Here is a 15,858-nt window from a genome sequence, read left to right as displayed (position 1 = left end):
TGGCTCCTGGTGCCCACGCGCGCCTCGTGGGCGCGCGGGTGGGGTCCCAGCCAACACCACTCAGCGCAGCCGCTCCAGTCCCCGTGCGGTGTCGGCGAGTCCGGTGGCCAGTTCGCCCAGCTCGGCGGGGTCCGCGCCCTCGGCGGCGGCGGAGGCGACGTCCTCGGCGGCGCAGCGCAGCTGGAACAGCCGGTCCTGCAGGTCGGCGAGCTCCGCGGCGGAGAGCACGACGGCGTCCTCGGGCAGGCCGCCGCGCTGCACGGCGGCCCTGCGCTCGTAGGCGCGCTGGCGGCACGGCTGGGCGCAGTAGCGGCGCGGTCTGCCCACCCGGCCCTGGTCGGGCAGGGGTCTGCCGCACCAGGCGCAGTGGCGGGCCTCCTCCCGGCGCGGTCTGCGGGACGCGGTCGGGTCGGCCGCTGCGGGGTCGGCTTCGGTGCCGGGCGCGCCGAAGGGGGCGACGGCGGCGTCAGCCGCCGCGTCCGGGTTCGCGCCGGGGTGGTGGGAGGGGCCTGCCAGCTCCATGGGCGGCGACGGTAGCCGGACACCGGCTGGTTGTTCCAGCGCCACGCCGCCGGTGCACACTCGGCGCGTGAAGCTGAGCCATCGGTACCTGTCCGGCCCGAACCCGCGCGCCTTCGCGCACCGGGGGTGGCACCTGGGCGAGCTGGAGGGCATGGAGAACTCGCTGGCGGCGATGCGCCGCGCCGTGGCCGAGGGGTTCTCCTACCTGGAGACCGACGTGCACACCACCTCGGACGGGGTGGTCGTGGTGCACCACGACTCCACGCTCGACCGCACCACCGACGGCACGGGCGTGGTCTCGGACCTGCCGTGGGCGCGGGTGCGCCAGGCGCGCGTGGGCGGGCGGGAGCCGGTGGTGCGCCTGGAGGAGCTGATGGAGGAGCTGCCGGGGGCGTTCCTCAACATCGACGTCAAGTCCGACGCCGCCGTCGACCCGGTGGTGGAGCTGCTGCGCCGCACCGACGCGCTGGGCAGGGTGTGCCTGGCCTCGTTCTCCGACGCGCGCCTGGCCCGGCTGCGCAAGCTGCTCGGCCCGGAGCTGCTGACCTCCATGGGGCCCCGTTCGGTGGCGGCGCTGTGGGCGGGCTGCCGGCTGCCGGGGCTGGCGGCGGCGGCGCGCGGGGCGATCGCGCAGGTGCCGGTGAACCAGGGCAGGCTCACCGTGGTGGACGCGCGGTTCGTGCGGGCGGCGCACCGGCGCGGCGGCGAGGTGCACGTGTGGACCGTCGACGAGGCCGACGAGATGCGGCGGCTGCTGGACCTCGGGGTGGACGGGCTGGTGAGCGACCGGCCGGACGTGCTGCGGGAGGTGCTGCGCGAGCGCGGGGCGTGGACGGCCACCTGATGTTCACAACAGGTTGGCCGAGGAGGTCCTGCCGAGGGGGTCTGGACGGATACAGTCCGCCCCCATGAGCGTGGCCGACAGCAGTGCGCCCCCCGCCGATCGCCGTAGAGAGCAGCGGGCCTGGATCTGGTACGACTGGGCGAACTCGGTGTTCCCCACATCGGTGATCACGGTGTTCTTCTCGCTGTACCTGGGCTCGATCGCGCAGGTGGCGGCGCAGGGCGACACCGCCCGCAACGGGGCGGCCCCGTGCCTGGACGGCGGCCAGGAGAACTCGCTGGTCAACTGCGACATCTCGCTGTTCGGCCTGGAGTTCCCGGCCGGGTCGCTGTGGGGCTACCTGCTGTCGGTGGCGACCGTCATCCAGGTGCTGGTGCTGCCGGTCATGGGCGCCATCGCCGACCGCACCCAGAACAAGCGGGCCATGATGGGCGCGCTGGCGTTCACCGGCTCGGCCGCGACCATGGCGCTGGCCACCGTGACCGGCACGAACTGGCAGCTGGGCGTGGGCCTGTTCATCATCGCGAACATCTGCTACGGCGCCTCGGTGGTGGTGTACTACGCGTTCCTGCCGGAGATCGCCGCCCCCGAGGAGCGGGACGCGGTGTCCTCGCGCGGCTGGGCGTTCGGCTACCTCGGCGGTGGTCTGGCGCTGGCCCTGCACCTGGCGCTGTACCTGGGGCACGACGCGATCGGGCTGACCCAGTCCGAGTCGGTGCGGCTGGCGTTCGTGCTCTCCGGCATCTGGTGGGCGGCGTTCACGCTGGTGCCGCTGCGGGGGTTGCGCGCCCACCAGGCGCCGCACGGCGGCGAGCGCGGGTTCGGCGTGGTGACGGCCGGGTTCAAGGAGCTGGGGCAGACGCTGAGGTTCGCCAAGGGCTTCCCGCTGACGCTGGCGTTCCTGGGCACGTACCTGATCTACACCGACGGCATCGCCACGGTGGCGAACGTGTCGGCGCAGTACGGCAGCGCCGAGCTGAAGCTGGAGCAGTCGGTGCTGATCACGACGATCCTGATCGTGCAGTTCGTGGCGTTCTTCGGCGGGCTGCTGCACGGGTGGGGCGCGAAGCGCTGGGGCACCAAGCGCACGATCATGATCAGCCTGGGCGTGTGGATCGTGGTGGTGGGCGCGGCGTACTTCGTGCAGGCCGGGCAGCAGGGGCAGTTCTTCGCGCTGGCGGCAGGCATCGGCATCGTGCTGGGCGGCACGAACGCGCTGTCGCGGTCGCTGTTCAGCCAGATGATCCCGCCGGGGCGCGAGGCCCAGTACTTCTCCCTGTACGAGGTGGGCGAGCGGTCGACCTCGTGGCTGGGGCCGCTGGTGTTCGCCGGGGTCGGGCAGGCCACCGGGTCGTTCCGGCTGGCGATCGTCTCGCTCGTGGTGTTCTTCGTGGTGGGTCTGGTGCTGATGGTGTTCGTGCCGGTGCGCCGGGCGATCAAGGCGTCGGGGAACCCGGTGCCGGAGACGGTCTGAGGTCCTTCAGGTGGTGGTGGCGGGGTCGGGGGTCTCCCCCGGCCCCGCTTTTCTGGCTTTTCCGCCGCTGGTGACGGTGGCGAGCGCGGTGGTGGCGGCGGCGAGCAGCCACGGGTGGTGGTAGGCCAGGACGGGTGGCGCGAGCAGGCACCAGGCGGTCCACGCGGTGGTCGCGGTGGCGGCGGCGACCGACCAGCGGGCGCCGGGGGCCTCGCGGGGGTGGCCGGCCCACAGGGCGGCGGCGGTGGTCCACGCGGCGGCCTGGGTGAGCAGCGCCCACGCCAGAGCGGGGCCCTCGGCGGCCAGCAGCGGCAGGCCCAGCGCGGCGGCGGCCGTGGCGGTGAGCGCGGCCGTGGTGGGGCGGCCGGTGAGCAGCGCGAGGAGGGCGAGCGGGGCCAGGGCCAGCACCAGCAGGTCGGCGGCGGGGACCGGGACGTTCGCGCGCAGGGTCGTGGTGGCCTCCTGCGCGGACAGCAGGGTGTGCGCGAGCAGGCCGGTGAACGCCACCAGCCGCACGGCGCGGCCCGCCCGCGTGGCGCCCAGGCGCAGCCGCGCGGCGAGGGCGAGCGTGGCGGCGGCCTCGGACCAGCCGGGCCAGCCGTGCTCGCGGTCCAGGTCGTCGGCGCGGCCGGCCAGGAACACCTCGGTCATCTCGTCGGCCCGCTCGGCGCGGTAGCGCTCGGGCAGCAGCCGCAGCAGCGCCCGGTAGCGGCGCTCCAGGTTGCCGCCGTCCCCGGCTGCCGACCCGCCCGTTCCCGACCCGCCCGTTCCCCACTCGTCGGGGCTGCTCATCCGGTCTCCCTGGCCCTGAGGGCGGCGCTCGCCGCGCGCACGGTGGCGTCCAGGCGCGCGACCTCGGCGGTCAGCGCGCGCACGCCCGGTTCGGTGATGCGGTAGTAGCGGCGCAGCCTGCCCTGGTGCACCTCGTCGCGGTCCGGTTCGGCCAGGCCCTCGGCGACCAGGCGGTCGAGCACCCCGTAGAGCGTGCCCACCCGCAGCCGGGTGCGCCCCTCGGACAGCGCGTCGACGTTCTGGACGATCGCGTAGCCGTGCCGGGGGCCCTCGGTGAGGGCGGTCAGGACGAGGAGCGCCTGCTCCGTCATGGACTTCACGAGACACGTTATATCGCGAGACACGATATGAAGTCCAGTCTCGCTCGCCCACCTGAGTGACCGCGCCCCACGCCCCGCGCATTAAGGTTGCGCGCCGTGGAACCCACCAACCCCGCACTCGACCCGACCGACGCCCTGGCGTCCGTGCCCGCCGCAGGGGCGCGGCGCGGGGTGAGGGCTGCGGGCAGCCTGCGGTTCTTCTTCGGCCCGATGGACTGCGGCAAGTCCACCCTGGCCCTGCAGATCGACCACAACCAGGCCCGCCAGGGCCGCTGCGGCCTGCTGCTGGTGCGCCACGACCGCTCCGGCACCCCCACCATCTCCAGCCGCATGGGCCTGGCCCGCCGGGCGCTGGAGGTCCACGACGAGATGGACCTGGGCGCGCTGGTGCGCGAGCACTGGGGGCGCGGGCAGCGGGTGGACTACCTGATCGTCGACGAGGCCCAGTTCCTCGACCCCGAGCAGGTCGACCAGCTCGCCGAGCTCGCCGACGACGCGCAGATCGACGTCTACTGCTTCGGCCTGGCCACCGACTTCCGCAGCACCATGTTCCCCGGCTCGCGCAGGCTGTTCGAGCTGGCCGACGAGCTCAACGCCATCCAGGTCGAGGTGCTGTGCTGGTGCGGGCTGCCCGGCCGGTTCAACGGGCGCGTGCACGACGACGTGCTGGTGCGCGACGGCAGCACGGTCCTGGTGGCCGACGTGGTGCAGGTCGCCGCGGACGACGTGCGCTACCAGGTGCTGTGCCGCAAGCACTACCGCACCGGCGACCTCGGCCCGTCGGCCGTGCGCGACGGGCAGCTCAGCCTGACCTGAGCACCCCCGCCCCCGGCGCATAATGGCAACACGCGTTGCCGGACGCGGGACGGGCCGGAGGTGGGGCGGGACGTGGACGAGGACGTGCTCGGGCAGGTCGGCGAGCGGCTGCGCGCGCTGCGCGCCTCCCGCGGGGCCACGCTGGCCGACCTGGCGGAGGTCACCGGCATCTCCAAGAGCACCCTGTCGCGGCTGGAGTCCGGGCAGCGGCGGCCCAGCCTGGAGCTGCTGCTGCCGATCGCCCGCGCCCACCGGGTGCCCCTGGACGAGCTGGTCGGCGCGCCGCCGGTGGGCGACCCGAGGGTGCGGCTCGCGCCGGTGCGGCGCAACGGCATGACCGTGGTGCCGCTCACCCAGCAGCCCGGCGGCATCCAGGCGTACAAGATGCTCATCCCCTACCGGGGCGACGACCCCGACCCGCGCACCCACGGCGGCTACGAGTGGCTGTACGTGCTCGCGGGCAGGCTGCGGCTGGTGCTCGGGCAGCACGACGTGGTCCTGGTCTCCGGGGAGGCCGCCGAGTTCGACACGCGCGTGCCGCACTGGTTCGGCGCCGCCGAACCGGACCGGCCGGTGGAGGTGCTGAGCCTGTTCGGCAAGCAGGGCGAGCAGATCCACATGCGCACCGGCTCCGCGCGCAAGGACGGCTGAGCGCCGGGACGGCCGGTGCGGACGCGGTGCTCCGGACGCGACGGCTCGCACCCCGATCCGGGGCACCCCTCGAACCGCCGGCACGTCGAGGGGCAGCGCGGGCGCCTGTCCCAGTGCCATCCTGGGAGCCGCGCGTGCGCCGTCGTCGACCACGACGATCCGCGCGTCCCCGCCCTGCTCCGCTTGGGCTCGCACGGGTGGCCACCCTCGTGCGGGAGGCGATTGGTCCGACCGGGGCAGGGGCTGGGAGAGTAGGCGGCGCAGCCGATCGCGAGGGGGGAGACCGTGCGGAGCCTTGCGGAACCACCCGCGTCGATGGAACCCGGACCCGGCGGGGCGGAGCGGGTCGCGGCCCGCTTCGACGACCTGCTGCGCAGGCGCGCCGACCTGGAGGCGGTGGCGCGCGCCGCCGCCGAGCTGACCGGCCTGCCCGCGCGCCTGGTCGACCGCACCCGCCGCGTGGTGATCCGGGTCGAGCCCGACGGCGAGCGCCGCGACAGCCCCGTGCGCCCCGAACCGGACTGGCTGGCGGTGCGGGTGCTCGACGGCGCGGCAACCCTGTGGCTGGAGAGCGCGGCGCGCGGACGCGACCTGGACGCCCTGGTGCTGGAGCGCGCGGGCGCGGCGGCGGCCCTGCTGATCCGGCACCGCCCCGTCACCGGCCCCGCGCACACCCCGGCCGCGCCGCTGCTGGAGACCGCGATCGCCGCGGGCACCCCCCTGGAGGCCCGGCTCGCCGCGCTGCGCGGGCTGGGGCTCAACCCGGAGGGCAGGCTGCGCGTGCTGGCCCAGCCGCACGGCAAGGTCCTGGTGCAGCCGGAGGGCGACCCGGTGCCGGTGCGCGGGCGCGCGGGCGTGGGACCGGCGGTGCCCGCGCACCGGCTGCCCGCGCACCGGCTGCCCGAGTCGGCGGCGCGCGCGTTGACGGCGCTGCGGCTGACCGCCGAGGGCACCACGGCCGACCCCGGTCCGCGCGTGGTGCGGGCCGAGGACCTGGGCGGGTTGGAGATGCTGGCGGCGGCGGTCGCGCCGGGCACCACGACGCCGGACGCCGCGGTGCTCACGGCGGCGGCCGAGGAGGCGCCGTGGTTGCTGCCGACGCTGGTGGCGGTGGCCAACGCCCCGAACCAGCGGGCCGCCGCGCAGGAGCTGTTCGTGCACCACTCGACGCTGCGGGTGCGGCTGCAGCGGGCCGAGGTGCTGCTGGGCTGGAGCCTGCGCGACGCGGCGGGGATGCTGCGGCTGCGCCTGGCGCTGGCGGTGCGCCTGCTGGGGCGCCCGGTCTGAGCCCGGCCCGGCCGGCCCGTCCAGGCCAGCCTGGCCCGTCCTGGGCGCGCGCCTCGCAGCGTCACGAAAACCTCCTCGCGTATCCCCCGTTCGTGGTTCGTCGTCCCCCTGGCGGGTATTGCCACCCCTGACCCCGCACGGGGCGTCGGGTGCTCGACCCACCCGGCTGGGCACGTGGAGCGCAGGGAGGCGGAGGAGCAGTGGCGGACCAGAACAACCCCGGCCAGTTCGGCAACCGCGAGGACACCGAGGAGCAGGCGCGCAGGGGCGGCCAGGTCAGGCAGGACGGCACGAGCAGCGGGGTCACCAGCGGCGCCTTCGGCGAGCCCGAGTCCGCGGACCCCTCCCTGGCCGGTCGCGCGGGCGCGCACGCCCAGCCCACCGAGGCCAAGGCCGTGGGCGGCGAGCACAGCCACGACAACGGCTGAGCCGCCCCGAGCACCTCGTCGAAGGCCCCCGTCCGCCCCTCCGGCCGGGGGCCTTCACGCGCGCCGGGCACCGCAGACCCGACCACACGGACGGGTGGTGACTGCGGCACGCCGCAGCCGTGCGCACCCGAATTCCTCGCGACTTGGCAACATTCGGTGCGGAGCGGGCCCCGAGTGCGGCACACTGTCGGGCCGTGACCACGACGGCGCGGCTCAGCGCGGGCATCCTGCTGCACCGGACAGGCGCGGGCGGGCGGACCGAGGTGCTGCTCGGGCACATGGGCGGTCCGTTCTGGGCGCGCAAGGACGCGGGGGCCTGGTCGATCCCCAAGGGCGAGGTGGAGGACGGCGAGGAGCCGGAGGACGCCGCGCGCAGGGAGTTCGCCGAGGAGCTGGGGGTGCCGGTGCCGGAGGGGCCGCTGGAGCCGCTCGGGACGGTGCGCCAGTCGGGCGGGAAGACCGTCGTGGCGTGGGCCCTTCGTGGGGATCTCGACCCCGACACGGTGACTCCGGGAACCTTCGAGCTGGAGTGGCCGAGGGGGTCCGGGCAGCTCAGGGCGTTCCCGGAAGTCGACCGGGTCGGCTGGTTTGACCTGGTCGAGGCCGCCCGACTGGTGGTGACGGCGCAGCGCGGCCTGCTGGCCCGCCTGCCGGGCGCCGAGGTGCCCGGTGAGTCCGATCCGGGCGGTGTCGTCGCTGGTGACGGGGGTGGCGGGTGAGGACGGGGGTCTCAATCGGCACTGAGGACTTCGTGTCGATCATGTGACTAGGACTACGTTTAGTGGCCGTCCGAACGGGTGAGCCCAACACGGGCGAGCTACCCCGCAGTGACCGTCCACTCGCGACGGGCGACGTCGCCTCCGGGCGACAAGCAGATAACCATCTGTAATCAACTTGCTGTCAGAGTTGGCTACTGGTGGGTTAAATCCGGTGTAATGTCGCACAACGTGGTCGTAACACGGTGACTGGAGCACGATCAGACGCTTCAGCTACTCCGTCAGTGTGACGCTGTAGCCCAAGAGCCTGATGGCGCGTCACGATCCCGTCGCGCGGACCTCCTCTAGGTGGGAGCCTTCGTTGACTGGTGAAAGACGTCACTGTGGGCGACCAGAAATCCATACCGGGAACGAACGGAGCAGTCCGGTCGTTGCACTCGGTGAGCACCAGCCTGGGCCCCGGCCCTGAGCCGAGCGAAAGGACACCGCAATGGCCGACCGCGTTCTACGGGGTAGCCGGCTCGGAGCAGTCAGCTACGAGACCGACCGCAATCACGACCTCGCCCCCCGCCGGTCGGTGCGGTACGCCTGCCCCAAGGATCACGACTTCGAGGTCCCCTTCTCCGACGACGCCGAGATCCCCCACACCTGGGAGTGCCGCCTGCACGGCCAGGAATCCAAGATCATCGACGGGAACGAGCCCGAGGCCAAGAAGGTCAAGCCCCCGCGCACCCACTGGGACATGCTGCTGGAGCGCCGCTCGATCCCCGAGCTGGAGGAGCTGCTCGACGAGCGGCTGGAGGAGCTGAAGGGCAGGCGCACCCGCACCGCCTGATCCGGGACCGGGACGACGCGACACGAGGGCCCCACCGCCGAGCGGTGGGGCCCTTCGCGCGCTCGGGGGCGGACGCGGCGCAGGTGGTTGCCCCGGCAGGGTCCCCGTGGCGCACGGACACCCCGCGCGCGACGTCCCCCGAAGAACGCCGACGCCGCCCGCGCCGGGACGCTCCCCCGGCCCGGACGGCGTCCGCGGTCGTCCCCGCTAGCGGTTCGCCCCCGCCTTCGGCTTCGGCGCGAACAGGTCCCGCAGCTGCGTGAACCGCCGCCGCAGCCCCCACTTGGTGACCCGCACCAGCGCCTCGCGCACCACGTCGCCGCTCATCTTCGACTGCCCGATCTCCCGGTCCGTGAAGGTGATCGGCACCTCCACCACCCGGTACCCGCGCTCCACGGTCCGCCACGCCAGGTCGATCTGGAAGCAGTACCCCGCCGACGCCACGTTGTGCAGCTTCAGGTTCCGCAGCACCTCTGCCCGGTACGCCCGGAACCCGGCCGTGATGTCCTTGATCCGCGCGCCCAGCGCCAGCTGCGCGTACAGGTTGGCACCCCGCGAGAAGAACTCGCGCTTCCTCGGCCAGTTCACCACCGCCCCACCGGGCGTGTACCGCGACCCGATCACCAGGTCGGCGTCCGGCAGCGCGGCCAGCATCCGGGGCAGGTCCTCCGGCGCGTGCGACCCGTCGGCGTCCATCTCCACCAGCACGGCGTAGCCCCGGTCAAGACCCCACCCGAACCCGGCCACGTACGCGGCGCCCAGACCGGCCTTCTCGGTGCGGTGCAGCACGTGCACCCGCTCGTCGGCGGCGGCCATCGCGTCGGCGATCTCGCCCGTGCCGTCCGGGCTGCCGTCGTCGACCACGAGGGCGTGCACGTCCGGCAGGGCGGCGTGCAGCCGCTTCACGATCTTCCCGATGTTGTCCCGCTCGTTGTAGGTCGGGATCACCACCAGCACCGGCCCGAGCTCGCGGTCAGGCTGCGCCTGCTGGTCCGACATCCGTCTCCTCCTCGCCGACGCCCGCTCTCGGGCGCCGGACGCTTTCCGTCGTCCGATCACGTTCAGTGCCGGGCTCGCGCCCAGGCCCACCGGGCCCGGTGCGGGCATCCCCCACTCGGGCCACTCTCCAGGCCGAGGGGCAAGCCTAGTCCCTCCCCCGGTGACGGCCCCCGCCACCAGCGGGATCGGCGCGCCGCACCCCACCCGCGGCCCCGCCCGGCAGCACTGTACGCGCACGTCACCACCCGTTCGGCGCAGTGGTAGGCGTAAGCCGGGAAAAGATCGGGAACCCTGAGTTCAGAAATCGGGGTTGTCACCGATGCGGTGACCACCCGACCGAGGAGAAGGTGAAGGCATGACGACGACGTTGAGCAGGCCGCGTGAGCAGAAAGTGATCGCCGGGGTGTGCGCGGGCCTGGCCCAGCGCTACGGCTGGAAGCCGAACACCGTCAGGTTGCTGTTCGTGCTCTCCTGCCTGCTGCCCGGCCCCCAGTTCATCCTCTACCTCGCGCTCTGGATCATCATGCCCTCGCGCGGCTACTGACCAGCGCGGCCACGCCGTCGAGCACCCGCCGCAGCCCGAAGGCGAACGCGTGCTCGGCGTCGTGCGGGGCCCGGTGGGCGGCGCTGGCCGCGGCGCCCACCCGCGCCGCCAGCGGGTAGCGCTCCTCGTCCAGCACCGCAGCCAGCGCCGGGCCCGCCTTGGCCCACCACTGCTCGTCCCCCATGCCGGACCCGGTCCGCGCGCGCTCCGCGTCCACCGCCGCGCGCGCGGTCGCCCGCACGTGCCCCAGCACCAGGGTCAGCACGGCGTCCATCTCGACCTCGTCCAGGCCGATGCCGTCCACCGCGCCCAGCTCGTGCTCGTACTTGCCGATCGCCCCCGGCCCCAGCACCGCCCGGTGCAGCGGCGCGTCCAGCAGCCACGGGTGCCGCAGCAGCAGCGCCCGGTTGTCCCGCGCCACCGCCTCCAGCCGCTCGCGCCACCCGCCGGTCGCCGGCTCGCGCGGCGTGGACGCGCTCACCGCGTCGACCATCGCCTCCACCAGCTCGGCCTTGCCCGGCACGTGCGTGTACAGCGACATCGTGCCCACGCCCAGCGCCTCGGCCACCCGCCGCATCGACAGCGCCGCCAGCCCGTCCTCGTCGGCCAGCGCCACCGCCGCCGCCACGATCCGGTCCACACCGGGCCCGCCGCGCCGGGTGGGCCGCGTGTCGGTGCGCCACAGCAGCGCCAGCACCCGCGCCGGGTCGTGCTCGTTGCTCACCGGGCCAGTCTGCCAAACCGGTCGGCCGGATCAGTCGGCCAGCGCCGCCCTGACGATCTCCAGCGCCTCCTGCGCGGTCAGCCCCTGCTCGCGCGCGGTGGCCGCGAACGACCGGGCCGCCCCCAGCACCAGCTCCCGGCTGCGCTCCCCCGCCGCGCTGACCACCGTGCCCGCCCGCCCCCTGGTCTCGATCAGCCCGGCCTCCTCCAGCTCCCGGTAGGCGCGGGCCACGGTGTTGACCGCTATGCCCAGCTCGGCGGCCAGGGCGCGCACCGTCGGCAGCCGGGTTCCCACCGCCAGCTCGCGCTCGGCGATCTGGCGGGCGAACTGGGAGCGCACCTGCTCGTAGGGCGGCACGGGGGAGACCGGGTCGAGACTGATCACCGGTCGATACTGGCAGAACGTCCGGGTTCCACGTCACCCCGCACGCCGAAGCCCGCGTCCGGGACGGCGGCGGGGGCCCGTCCCGGCGGTGGACCGGACGCCGGCCGGACGTCGGGACGGGGCGCGACCCGCCCGGATCACCCCGGCCCGCACGGATGGGGTTTCGCCCTGCCCCGCTCGGGGGAGTTCGGGGACGACAGCGCGTCCACCCGGACCACGACGGGGTGGTCGGGGGCGCGCCAGGAGGAGGAAGTCGCCGCGTGAGCCTGTACGAGGGGTTCTCCGTCACCCACCGCCGCTACGTGCCGCACTCGCACGCCCGGCGCGGCGGCGGTCTGGTGGACCCGGCTTTCCCGCTGTCCCTGTTCGGCGAGGTCGCGGCCGAGCTGCTGATCCGCTCCGACGGCGACGAGGGCCTCTTCGACGGCTACACCTCGGTGGAGCTGCCCGCCCCGGTCCAGGTCGGTGACGTGGTGGAGGCCGACGCGACCCTGGTGCGGATCGGCAACCGGGCGCGGGAGGTCGAGTTCGAGGCGCGCGTGGTGTGCCGGGCCGCCCCGCTGCGCGGCCCGACCGCCGCCGACGTGCTGGAGCCGCCGCTGGTGGTGGCGCGGGCGCGCGGCACGCTCGTCGTGCCCACCCCGGCCGACTGAGCCGGGACCGCCGGGACGGCGGCTCTTGGTGCAGAGGTCCGACCTGTCGTCGATGTTGTTGCGCGCTCGCACGCCCGTCCCCACCGGGGCGGGCGCGCGAGCGGCGAGCTCAGCCCCGCTCGTAGATCGTCCGCCCCCGCAGCACCGTGCGCAGGCACGTCGGCGCGGGCCCGTCCAGGTCCGGCAGCGCGGGCACCCGCGAGCGCGGGTCCAGGGACCAGCGCTGCACGCGGTTGTCCGGCGCCGTCACCGACAGCTCCCCCGCCTCCCACACCGCGTACGTCGCGGGCGCGCCCGGCTGCAGGGTGCCGGTGATGCCGTCGTCCACCCCGGCCGCCCGCCAGCCGCCCCTGGTGTGCGCGTTGAACGCCGCCCTCGGCGAGATCCCCGACCCGGCCGTGCGGTGGTGCACCGCCGCGCGCACCGCCGCCCACGGCCCCACCGGCGTCACCGGCGCGTCCGACCCGAAGGCCAGGATCACCCCGGCCGACGCCAGCACCGAGAACGGGTTCAGCCCCGCCGCCCGCGCAACGCCCAGCCGCGTCGCGTACATGCCCTCCGCGCCGCCCCACTCGGCGTCGAACACCGGCTGCACCGACGCCACCACGCCCCACGAGGCGAGCTTCGCGGCCTGCTCGGCGGTCACCATCTCCAGGTGCTCCAGCCGGTGCCTGCGCGCCGCCAGCGCCGGGACCCCGACCTCGGCCGCCGCCCGCTCGAAGCCCTCCACGACCGCCGCCACCGCCGCGTCGCCGATCACGTGGAACCCGCCCTGCAGCCCCTCGCGGGTGCACGCCACCAGGTGCGCGGCCACCGCGTCGGCGTCCAGGTACAGCGCCCCGGTGGTGTCCGGCGCGTCCGCGTACGGGGCGTGCAGCGCGGCGGTGCGCGAGCCGAGCGCGCCGTCCACGAACAGGTCGCCCGCCAGGCCGCTCACCGGCAGCCCCACCGGCTTGAGCGCCCCCCAGTAGGCGAACACCTGCGGCCCGTCCTCGACCGCGAGCAGGTCGGCCAGGTCGTCCCGGCTGGAGATGTCCGGGCCCGCGCACTCGTGCACGGCCGCGATGCCCAGCGACGCCGCGTGCCGCAGGAACGCCGCCTGCGCGTCCCGGCGCTGCCCGGCCGGGATGGCGTCGCGGGCCGCGCCGCGCGCGTGGTGGTGGGCGGCGCGGGTGAGCGGGCCGTCCGGGGAGAAGCCCTCGGCGTCCTCGGCGCCCGGCGCGAGCGCGATCAGGGCGGAGGTGGCCAGCGCGGAGTGCACGTCCACGCGGGACAGGTACACCGGTCGCCCGCCCGCGGCCTCGTCCAGCTCGGCGCGGGTGGGCGGGCGCTGGTCGCTCCAGCGGGTCTCGTCCCAGCCGTGGCCCCACAGCAGGGCGCCGTCGGCGCGGCGGACCCGGTCCAGCAGCTCGGCGGCCGAACCGCAGCCGGTCAGGTCGAGGCCGGTGAGCTGGAGGCCCGCGGAGGTGGCGTGCACGTGGGCGTCCACGAACGCGGGGGCGACGAACGCGCCGTCCAGCTCGACCACCTCGGCGTCGGGGTGCAGCGCGCGGCCTGCCGCGTCCTGGCCGAGCCACACCACGACGCCGTCGGTGACGGCCATGGCGGTGGCGTCCGGGGCGGTCGGCGAGTAGAACCGGCCGCCGGTGAGAAGGGTGGTAGTCACGCCTGGTGAGTCTGCCCCTGCGCGGACGGCGCGCGCACGGCAGGTGCGACCTGGGCGCCGCCCCGCTCCGGGCGGCGTGACCTGCGCCGCACCGGGCGGCGCACCGGCCGCCGGGACGACGCGCCGCCCGGTGCCGAGGACCACCGGGGACGAGGGCGCGACGCGCCGGGCGCGGCAGCCGTTGTGGATCTTGGCGGGAGCTTCCTTGCTGTTCTGGTCCTGGGTTTCTGCTAGCGACGGCTTTGTTTCGTTCCACACTGAAGGAATAAATTGGAATAAACCCCCACCACGATCGGGCGACCCAGCGCGCCCGGGGACCCCGCTCCGGTCAGCCTTGCCGCATGAGGAAACTCGTTCGCGCCCTCGTGGCCTGCTGCGCGGGCCTCGCGCTGGCCGCGGGCCCTGCCGCCCCCGCCGCGATCGCCCAGCCCAACGGCGTCTACCTGGTCGAGAGCAGGATCGGCGACAGCACCCTGCTGCTCACCGCGGGCCTGCCCGGCAGCACCGTCCCCGTCGCCAGCACCTCCACCGGCGAGGGCGAGCAGTTCTGGCTCTTCTCCCTCGTCAGCGAGGACCGCTGGACCATCTACGACGTCCTCGGCGAGGACTACCTCGGCTTCGACGGCGGCAGCGGCGTCACCCTCGGCGCCCAGCCCTACGAGTGGTTCGTCGAGGAGGTGACCACGGTCAACGGCGGCTACTCGGTCATCACCGTGCCCGGCACCAGCCCACGCCTGGTGCTGACCGTCGCCACGCCCTCAGGCGCCACCCGACCGCTGTCGCTGACCGCCGACGCCGACAGCGACGCCCAGCACTGGCAGCTCCAGTCGCTGAGCCGCTGAGCACTCCCCCGGCCCCCACCGGACCACCGCTCACCGCGTCGACCTCACCGCGTCAACCGCAGCCGGTCCCCCAGCCACGGCAACCAGCGGGTGAGCCCCGGCCCCCACACCTCCCACCCGTGCTGGCCGGGCAGCACCACCAGCTCCACGTCCATCCCCGCGTCCCGCGCCGCCGCGAACATCCGCTCCCCCTGCGCCCGGAAGTCCCGGTCCCCCTCCCCCACCACGAACCGCCCCGCCACCTGCGGGAACCTGGCCCCCGCCAGGACGTCGCGCGGGTTGACCGCCCGGAACGCCGCCTCGTCCCCGCCGAACGCGTCCGCCACCGTCTGCTGCCGCGTCCCGCGCCGGGGCTCGTCCTCCCCCGAGATCGACAGGAACGTCGGGTACCGGTCCGTGGCCGTCACCGCCATCTGCACCGCGCACGTGCCCCCGTGCGAGAACCCGCCGAACGCCCACGCCGCCGGGTCCGGGTCCACCCGCAGCGTCGAGGTGATCCAGTCCGGCACGTCCCGCACCAGGTACGTCCGCGCGTTCCCCAGCGCCGAGTCCAGGCACATCGGGTTGCCCACCGACGAGCCGCCCAGGTCGTCCGGCACCACCACCACCGGCGCGAGCCCCGCGTGCTCGGCGGCGTAGGCGTTCATCCGCTCCGCCAACCGCCCGCCCGCCAGCCAGTCCCCCGGCGCCCCCGGCTGCCCGTTGACCAGCACCAGCACCGGCAGCAGCGGCCTGGGGACCACCAGGTACGCGGGCGGCAGCCACACCCACCCCGGCCGCGCCGCCAGCCCCGACACCGTGCCGGGGATCGTCACCTGCGCCACCACGCCCTGCTTCGGCAGGTCGGCGGGCGGCGTCCACGCCGAGGCCACGCTCGCCCCCTCCGGCGCGGGCACGACCCCGTCGTCCACCGGCGGCACCTCCGCCAGGTCCACCTCGTCCGCCCTGGGCAGCCCCAGCGCCGAGCGCGGCGTCGGGTACTGCCCGAAGTGCGCGTTCACCGCCTGACCGGCCCCCAGCAGCACCACCAGCGCCAGCGGCAGCGCCACCAGCCGCCGCCACCGCCACGGCCGCGCCGCCAACCGCACCCCGGCCAGCGCCAGCGCCAGCGACCCCGCCAGCACCGACCCCCACACCACCGGCGGCAGCGGGTACGCGGTCAGCCGCGACAGGGTCACCACCGCCCACGCCACCCCGGTCAGCGCCAGCGCCACCCCCACCGCCAGCGGCACCCGCCGCGACCACCAGCGGCGCGCCCGCCCGAGCAGCAGCGCCACCAGCGCCACCGCGCCCGCCACCACCACGGCGACCGCCAGGCGCGCGCCCGGCAGCAGCGACCAGTCCAGCACCGCGCCCCTCCC

Annotated in this window: 19 protein-coding genes; 11 read left to right on the top strand and 8 right to left on the bottom strand. The window is 75.1% G+C overall.

The window, feature by feature from the left end; genetic code table 11:
* Window positions 1–60: 60 nt before the first annotated feature.
* On the bottom strand, window positions 61–522 hold the full coding sequence (locus AMIR_RS17035; protein WP_015802199.1) for a hypothetical protein: 462 nt from the start codon (window positions 520–522) through the stop codon (window positions 61–63).
* A 67-nt stretch (window positions 523–589) separates the two neighbouring features.
* Between AMIR_RS17035 and AMIR_RS17030 the strand changes: the two genes are divergently transcribed.
* Window positions 590–1,366, top strand: coding sequence for a glycerophosphodiester phosphodiesterase family protein (locus AMIR_RS17030; RefSeq protein ID WP_015802198.1), 777 nt, complete (start codon window positions 590–592; stop codon window positions 1,364–1,366).
* A 64-nt stretch (window positions 1,367–1,430) separates the two neighbouring features.
* Window positions 1,431–2,840: an MFS transporter gene (locus AMIR_RS17025; protein ID WP_015802197.1), complete on the top strand. Its 1,410-nt coding sequence runs from the start codon at window positions 1,431–1,433 to the stop codon at window positions 2,838–2,840.
* A gap of 6 nt (window positions 2,841–2,846) precedes the next feature.
* Here AMIR_RS17025 and AMIR_RS17020 read toward each other — a convergent pair whose 3' ends face one another.
* Window positions 2,847–3,632 (bottom strand): hypothetical protein, encoded by a 786-nt coding sequence (locus tag AMIR_RS17020; protein WP_015802196.1) that lies wholly within the window; start codon window positions 3,630–3,632, stop codon window positions 2,847–2,849.
* Complete coding sequence (locus AMIR_RS17015; protein ID WP_015802195.1) at window positions 3,629–3,943, bottom strand: PadR family transcriptional regulator; 315 nt, start codon at window positions 3,941–3,943, stop codon at window positions 3,629–3,631. The genes AMIR_RS17020 and AMIR_RS17015 overlap by 4 nt, the downstream gene beginning before the upstream one ends.
* 105 nt (window positions 3,944–4,048) lie before the next feature.
* Here AMIR_RS17015 and AMIR_RS17010 point away from each other — a divergent pair, with 105 nt between their 5' ends.
* From AMIR_RS17010 to AMIR_RS16985, 6 genes are all read left to right on the top strand, one after another.
* Window positions 4,049–4,768 carry a thymidine kinase gene (locus AMIR_RS17010; protein WP_015802194.1) on the top strand — a complete coding sequence of 240 codons (720 nt, stop codon included), beginning with the start codon at window positions 4,049–4,051 and terminating at the stop codon, window positions 4,766–4,768.
* 72 nt (window positions 4,769–4,840) lie between these two features.
* Window positions 4,841–5,419: a helix-turn-helix domain-containing protein gene (locus AMIR_RS17005; RefSeq protein ID WP_015802193.1), complete on the top strand. Its 579-nt coding sequence runs from the start codon at window positions 4,841–4,843 to the stop codon at window positions 5,417–5,419.
* Window positions 5,420–5,734: 315 nt separating this feature from the next.
* Window positions 5,735–6,706: a helix-turn-helix domain-containing protein gene (locus AMIR_RS17000; protein ID WP_015802192.1), complete on the top strand. Its 972-nt coding sequence runs from the start codon at window positions 5,735–5,737 to the stop codon at window positions 6,704–6,706.
* A gap of 200 nt (window positions 6,707–6,906) precedes the next feature.
* Window positions 6,907–7,134 (top strand): hypothetical protein, encoded by a 228-nt coding sequence (locus AMIR_RS16995; RefSeq protein WP_015802191.1) that lies wholly within the window; start codon window positions 6,907–6,909, stop codon window positions 7,132–7,134.
* Between the two features lie 194 nt (window positions 7,135–7,328).
* Complete coding sequence (locus tag AMIR_RS16990) at window positions 7,329–7,853, top strand: NUDIX hydrolase (RefSeq protein WP_015802190.1); 525 nt, start codon at window positions 7,329–7,331, stop codon at window positions 7,851–7,853.
* Window positions 7,854–8,340: 487 nt separating this feature from the next.
* Window positions 8,341–8,685 carry an RNA polymerase-binding protein RbpA gene (locus AMIR_RS16985; RefSeq protein WP_015802189.1) on the top strand — a complete coding sequence of 115 codons (345 nt, stop codon included), beginning with the start codon at window positions 8,341–8,343 and terminating at the stop codon, window positions 8,683–8,685.
* 207 nt (window positions 8,686–8,892) lie between these two features.
* Here the strand turns inward: AMIR_RS16985 and AMIR_RS16980 are convergent, their stop codons facing one another.
* Window positions 8,893–9,684: a polyprenol monophosphomannose synthase gene (locus AMIR_RS16980; RefSeq protein ID WP_015802188.1), complete on the bottom strand. Its 792-nt coding sequence runs from the start codon at window positions 9,682–9,684 to the stop codon at window positions 8,893–8,895.
* A 355-nt stretch (window positions 9,685–10,039) separates the two neighbouring features.
* Here AMIR_RS16980 and AMIR_RS16975 point away from each other — a divergent pair, with 355 nt between their 5' ends.
* Window positions 10,040–10,228, top strand: coding sequence for a PspC domain-containing protein (locus tag AMIR_RS16975; RefSeq protein ID WP_015802187.1), 189 nt, complete (start codon window positions 10,040–10,042; stop codon window positions 10,226–10,228).
* Here the strand turns inward: AMIR_RS16975 and AMIR_RS16970 are convergent.
* Both AMIR_RS16970 and AMIR_RS16965 read right to left on the bottom strand, forming a co-directional pair.
* A complete protein-coding gene (locus AMIR_RS16970) occupies window positions 10,206–10,952 on the bottom strand; it encodes a TetR/AcrR family transcriptional regulator (RefSeq protein WP_015802186.1) in 747 nt (248 codons plus the stop codon). The genes AMIR_RS16975 and AMIR_RS16970 overlap by 23 nt on opposite strands.
* 30 nt (window positions 10,953–10,982) lie before the next feature.
* Window positions 10,983–11,336: a GntR family transcriptional regulator gene (locus AMIR_RS16965; RefSeq protein ID WP_015802185.1), complete on the bottom strand. Its 354-nt coding sequence runs from the start codon at window positions 11,334–11,336 to the stop codon at window positions 10,983–10,985.
* A gap of 260 nt (window positions 11,337–11,596) precedes the next feature.
* On the opposite strand from AMIR_RS16965, the gene AMIR_RS16960 reads away from it, so the two are divergent.
* Window positions 11,597–11,989, top strand: a complete 393-nt coding sequence (locus AMIR_RS16960; RefSeq protein WP_015802184.1) for a hypothetical protein — start codon at window positions 11,597–11,599, stop codon at window positions 11,987–11,989.
* A gap of 109 nt (window positions 11,990–12,098) precedes the next feature.
* Here the strand turns inward: AMIR_RS16960 and AMIR_RS16955 are convergent, their stop codons facing one another.
* A complete protein-coding gene (locus tag AMIR_RS16955; RefSeq protein ID WP_015802183.1) occupies window positions 12,099–13,655 on the bottom strand; it encodes an amidohydrolase in 1,557 nt (518 codons plus the stop codon).
* 341 nt (window positions 13,656–13,996) lie between these two features.
* Between AMIR_RS16955 and AMIR_RS16950 the strand changes: the two genes are divergently transcribed.
* Window positions 13,997–14,497, top strand: coding sequence for a hypothetical protein (locus tag AMIR_RS16950; protein ID WP_015802182.1), 501 nt, complete (start codon window positions 13,997–13,999; stop codon window positions 14,495–14,497).
* A gap of 44 nt (window positions 14,498–14,541) precedes the next feature.
* On the opposite strand, the gene AMIR_RS16945 is transcribed toward AMIR_RS16950, so the two are convergent.
* Window positions 14,542–15,846, bottom strand: a complete 1,305-nt coding sequence (locus tag AMIR_RS16945; RefSeq protein WP_015802181.1) for an alpha/beta hydrolase — start codon at window positions 15,844–15,846, stop codon at window positions 14,542–14,544.
* Window positions 15,847–15,858 lie beyond the last annotated feature (12 nt).

This window comes from Actinosynnema mirum DSM 43827 (genome assembly GCF_000023245.1).
GTDB lineage: Bacteria > Actinomycetota > Actinomycetes > Mycobacteriales > Pseudonocardiaceae > Actinosynnema > Actinosynnema mirum.
Note: the sequence above shows the minus strand (reverse complement) of the source record. Positions and strands in the feature narration are given on the sequence as shown.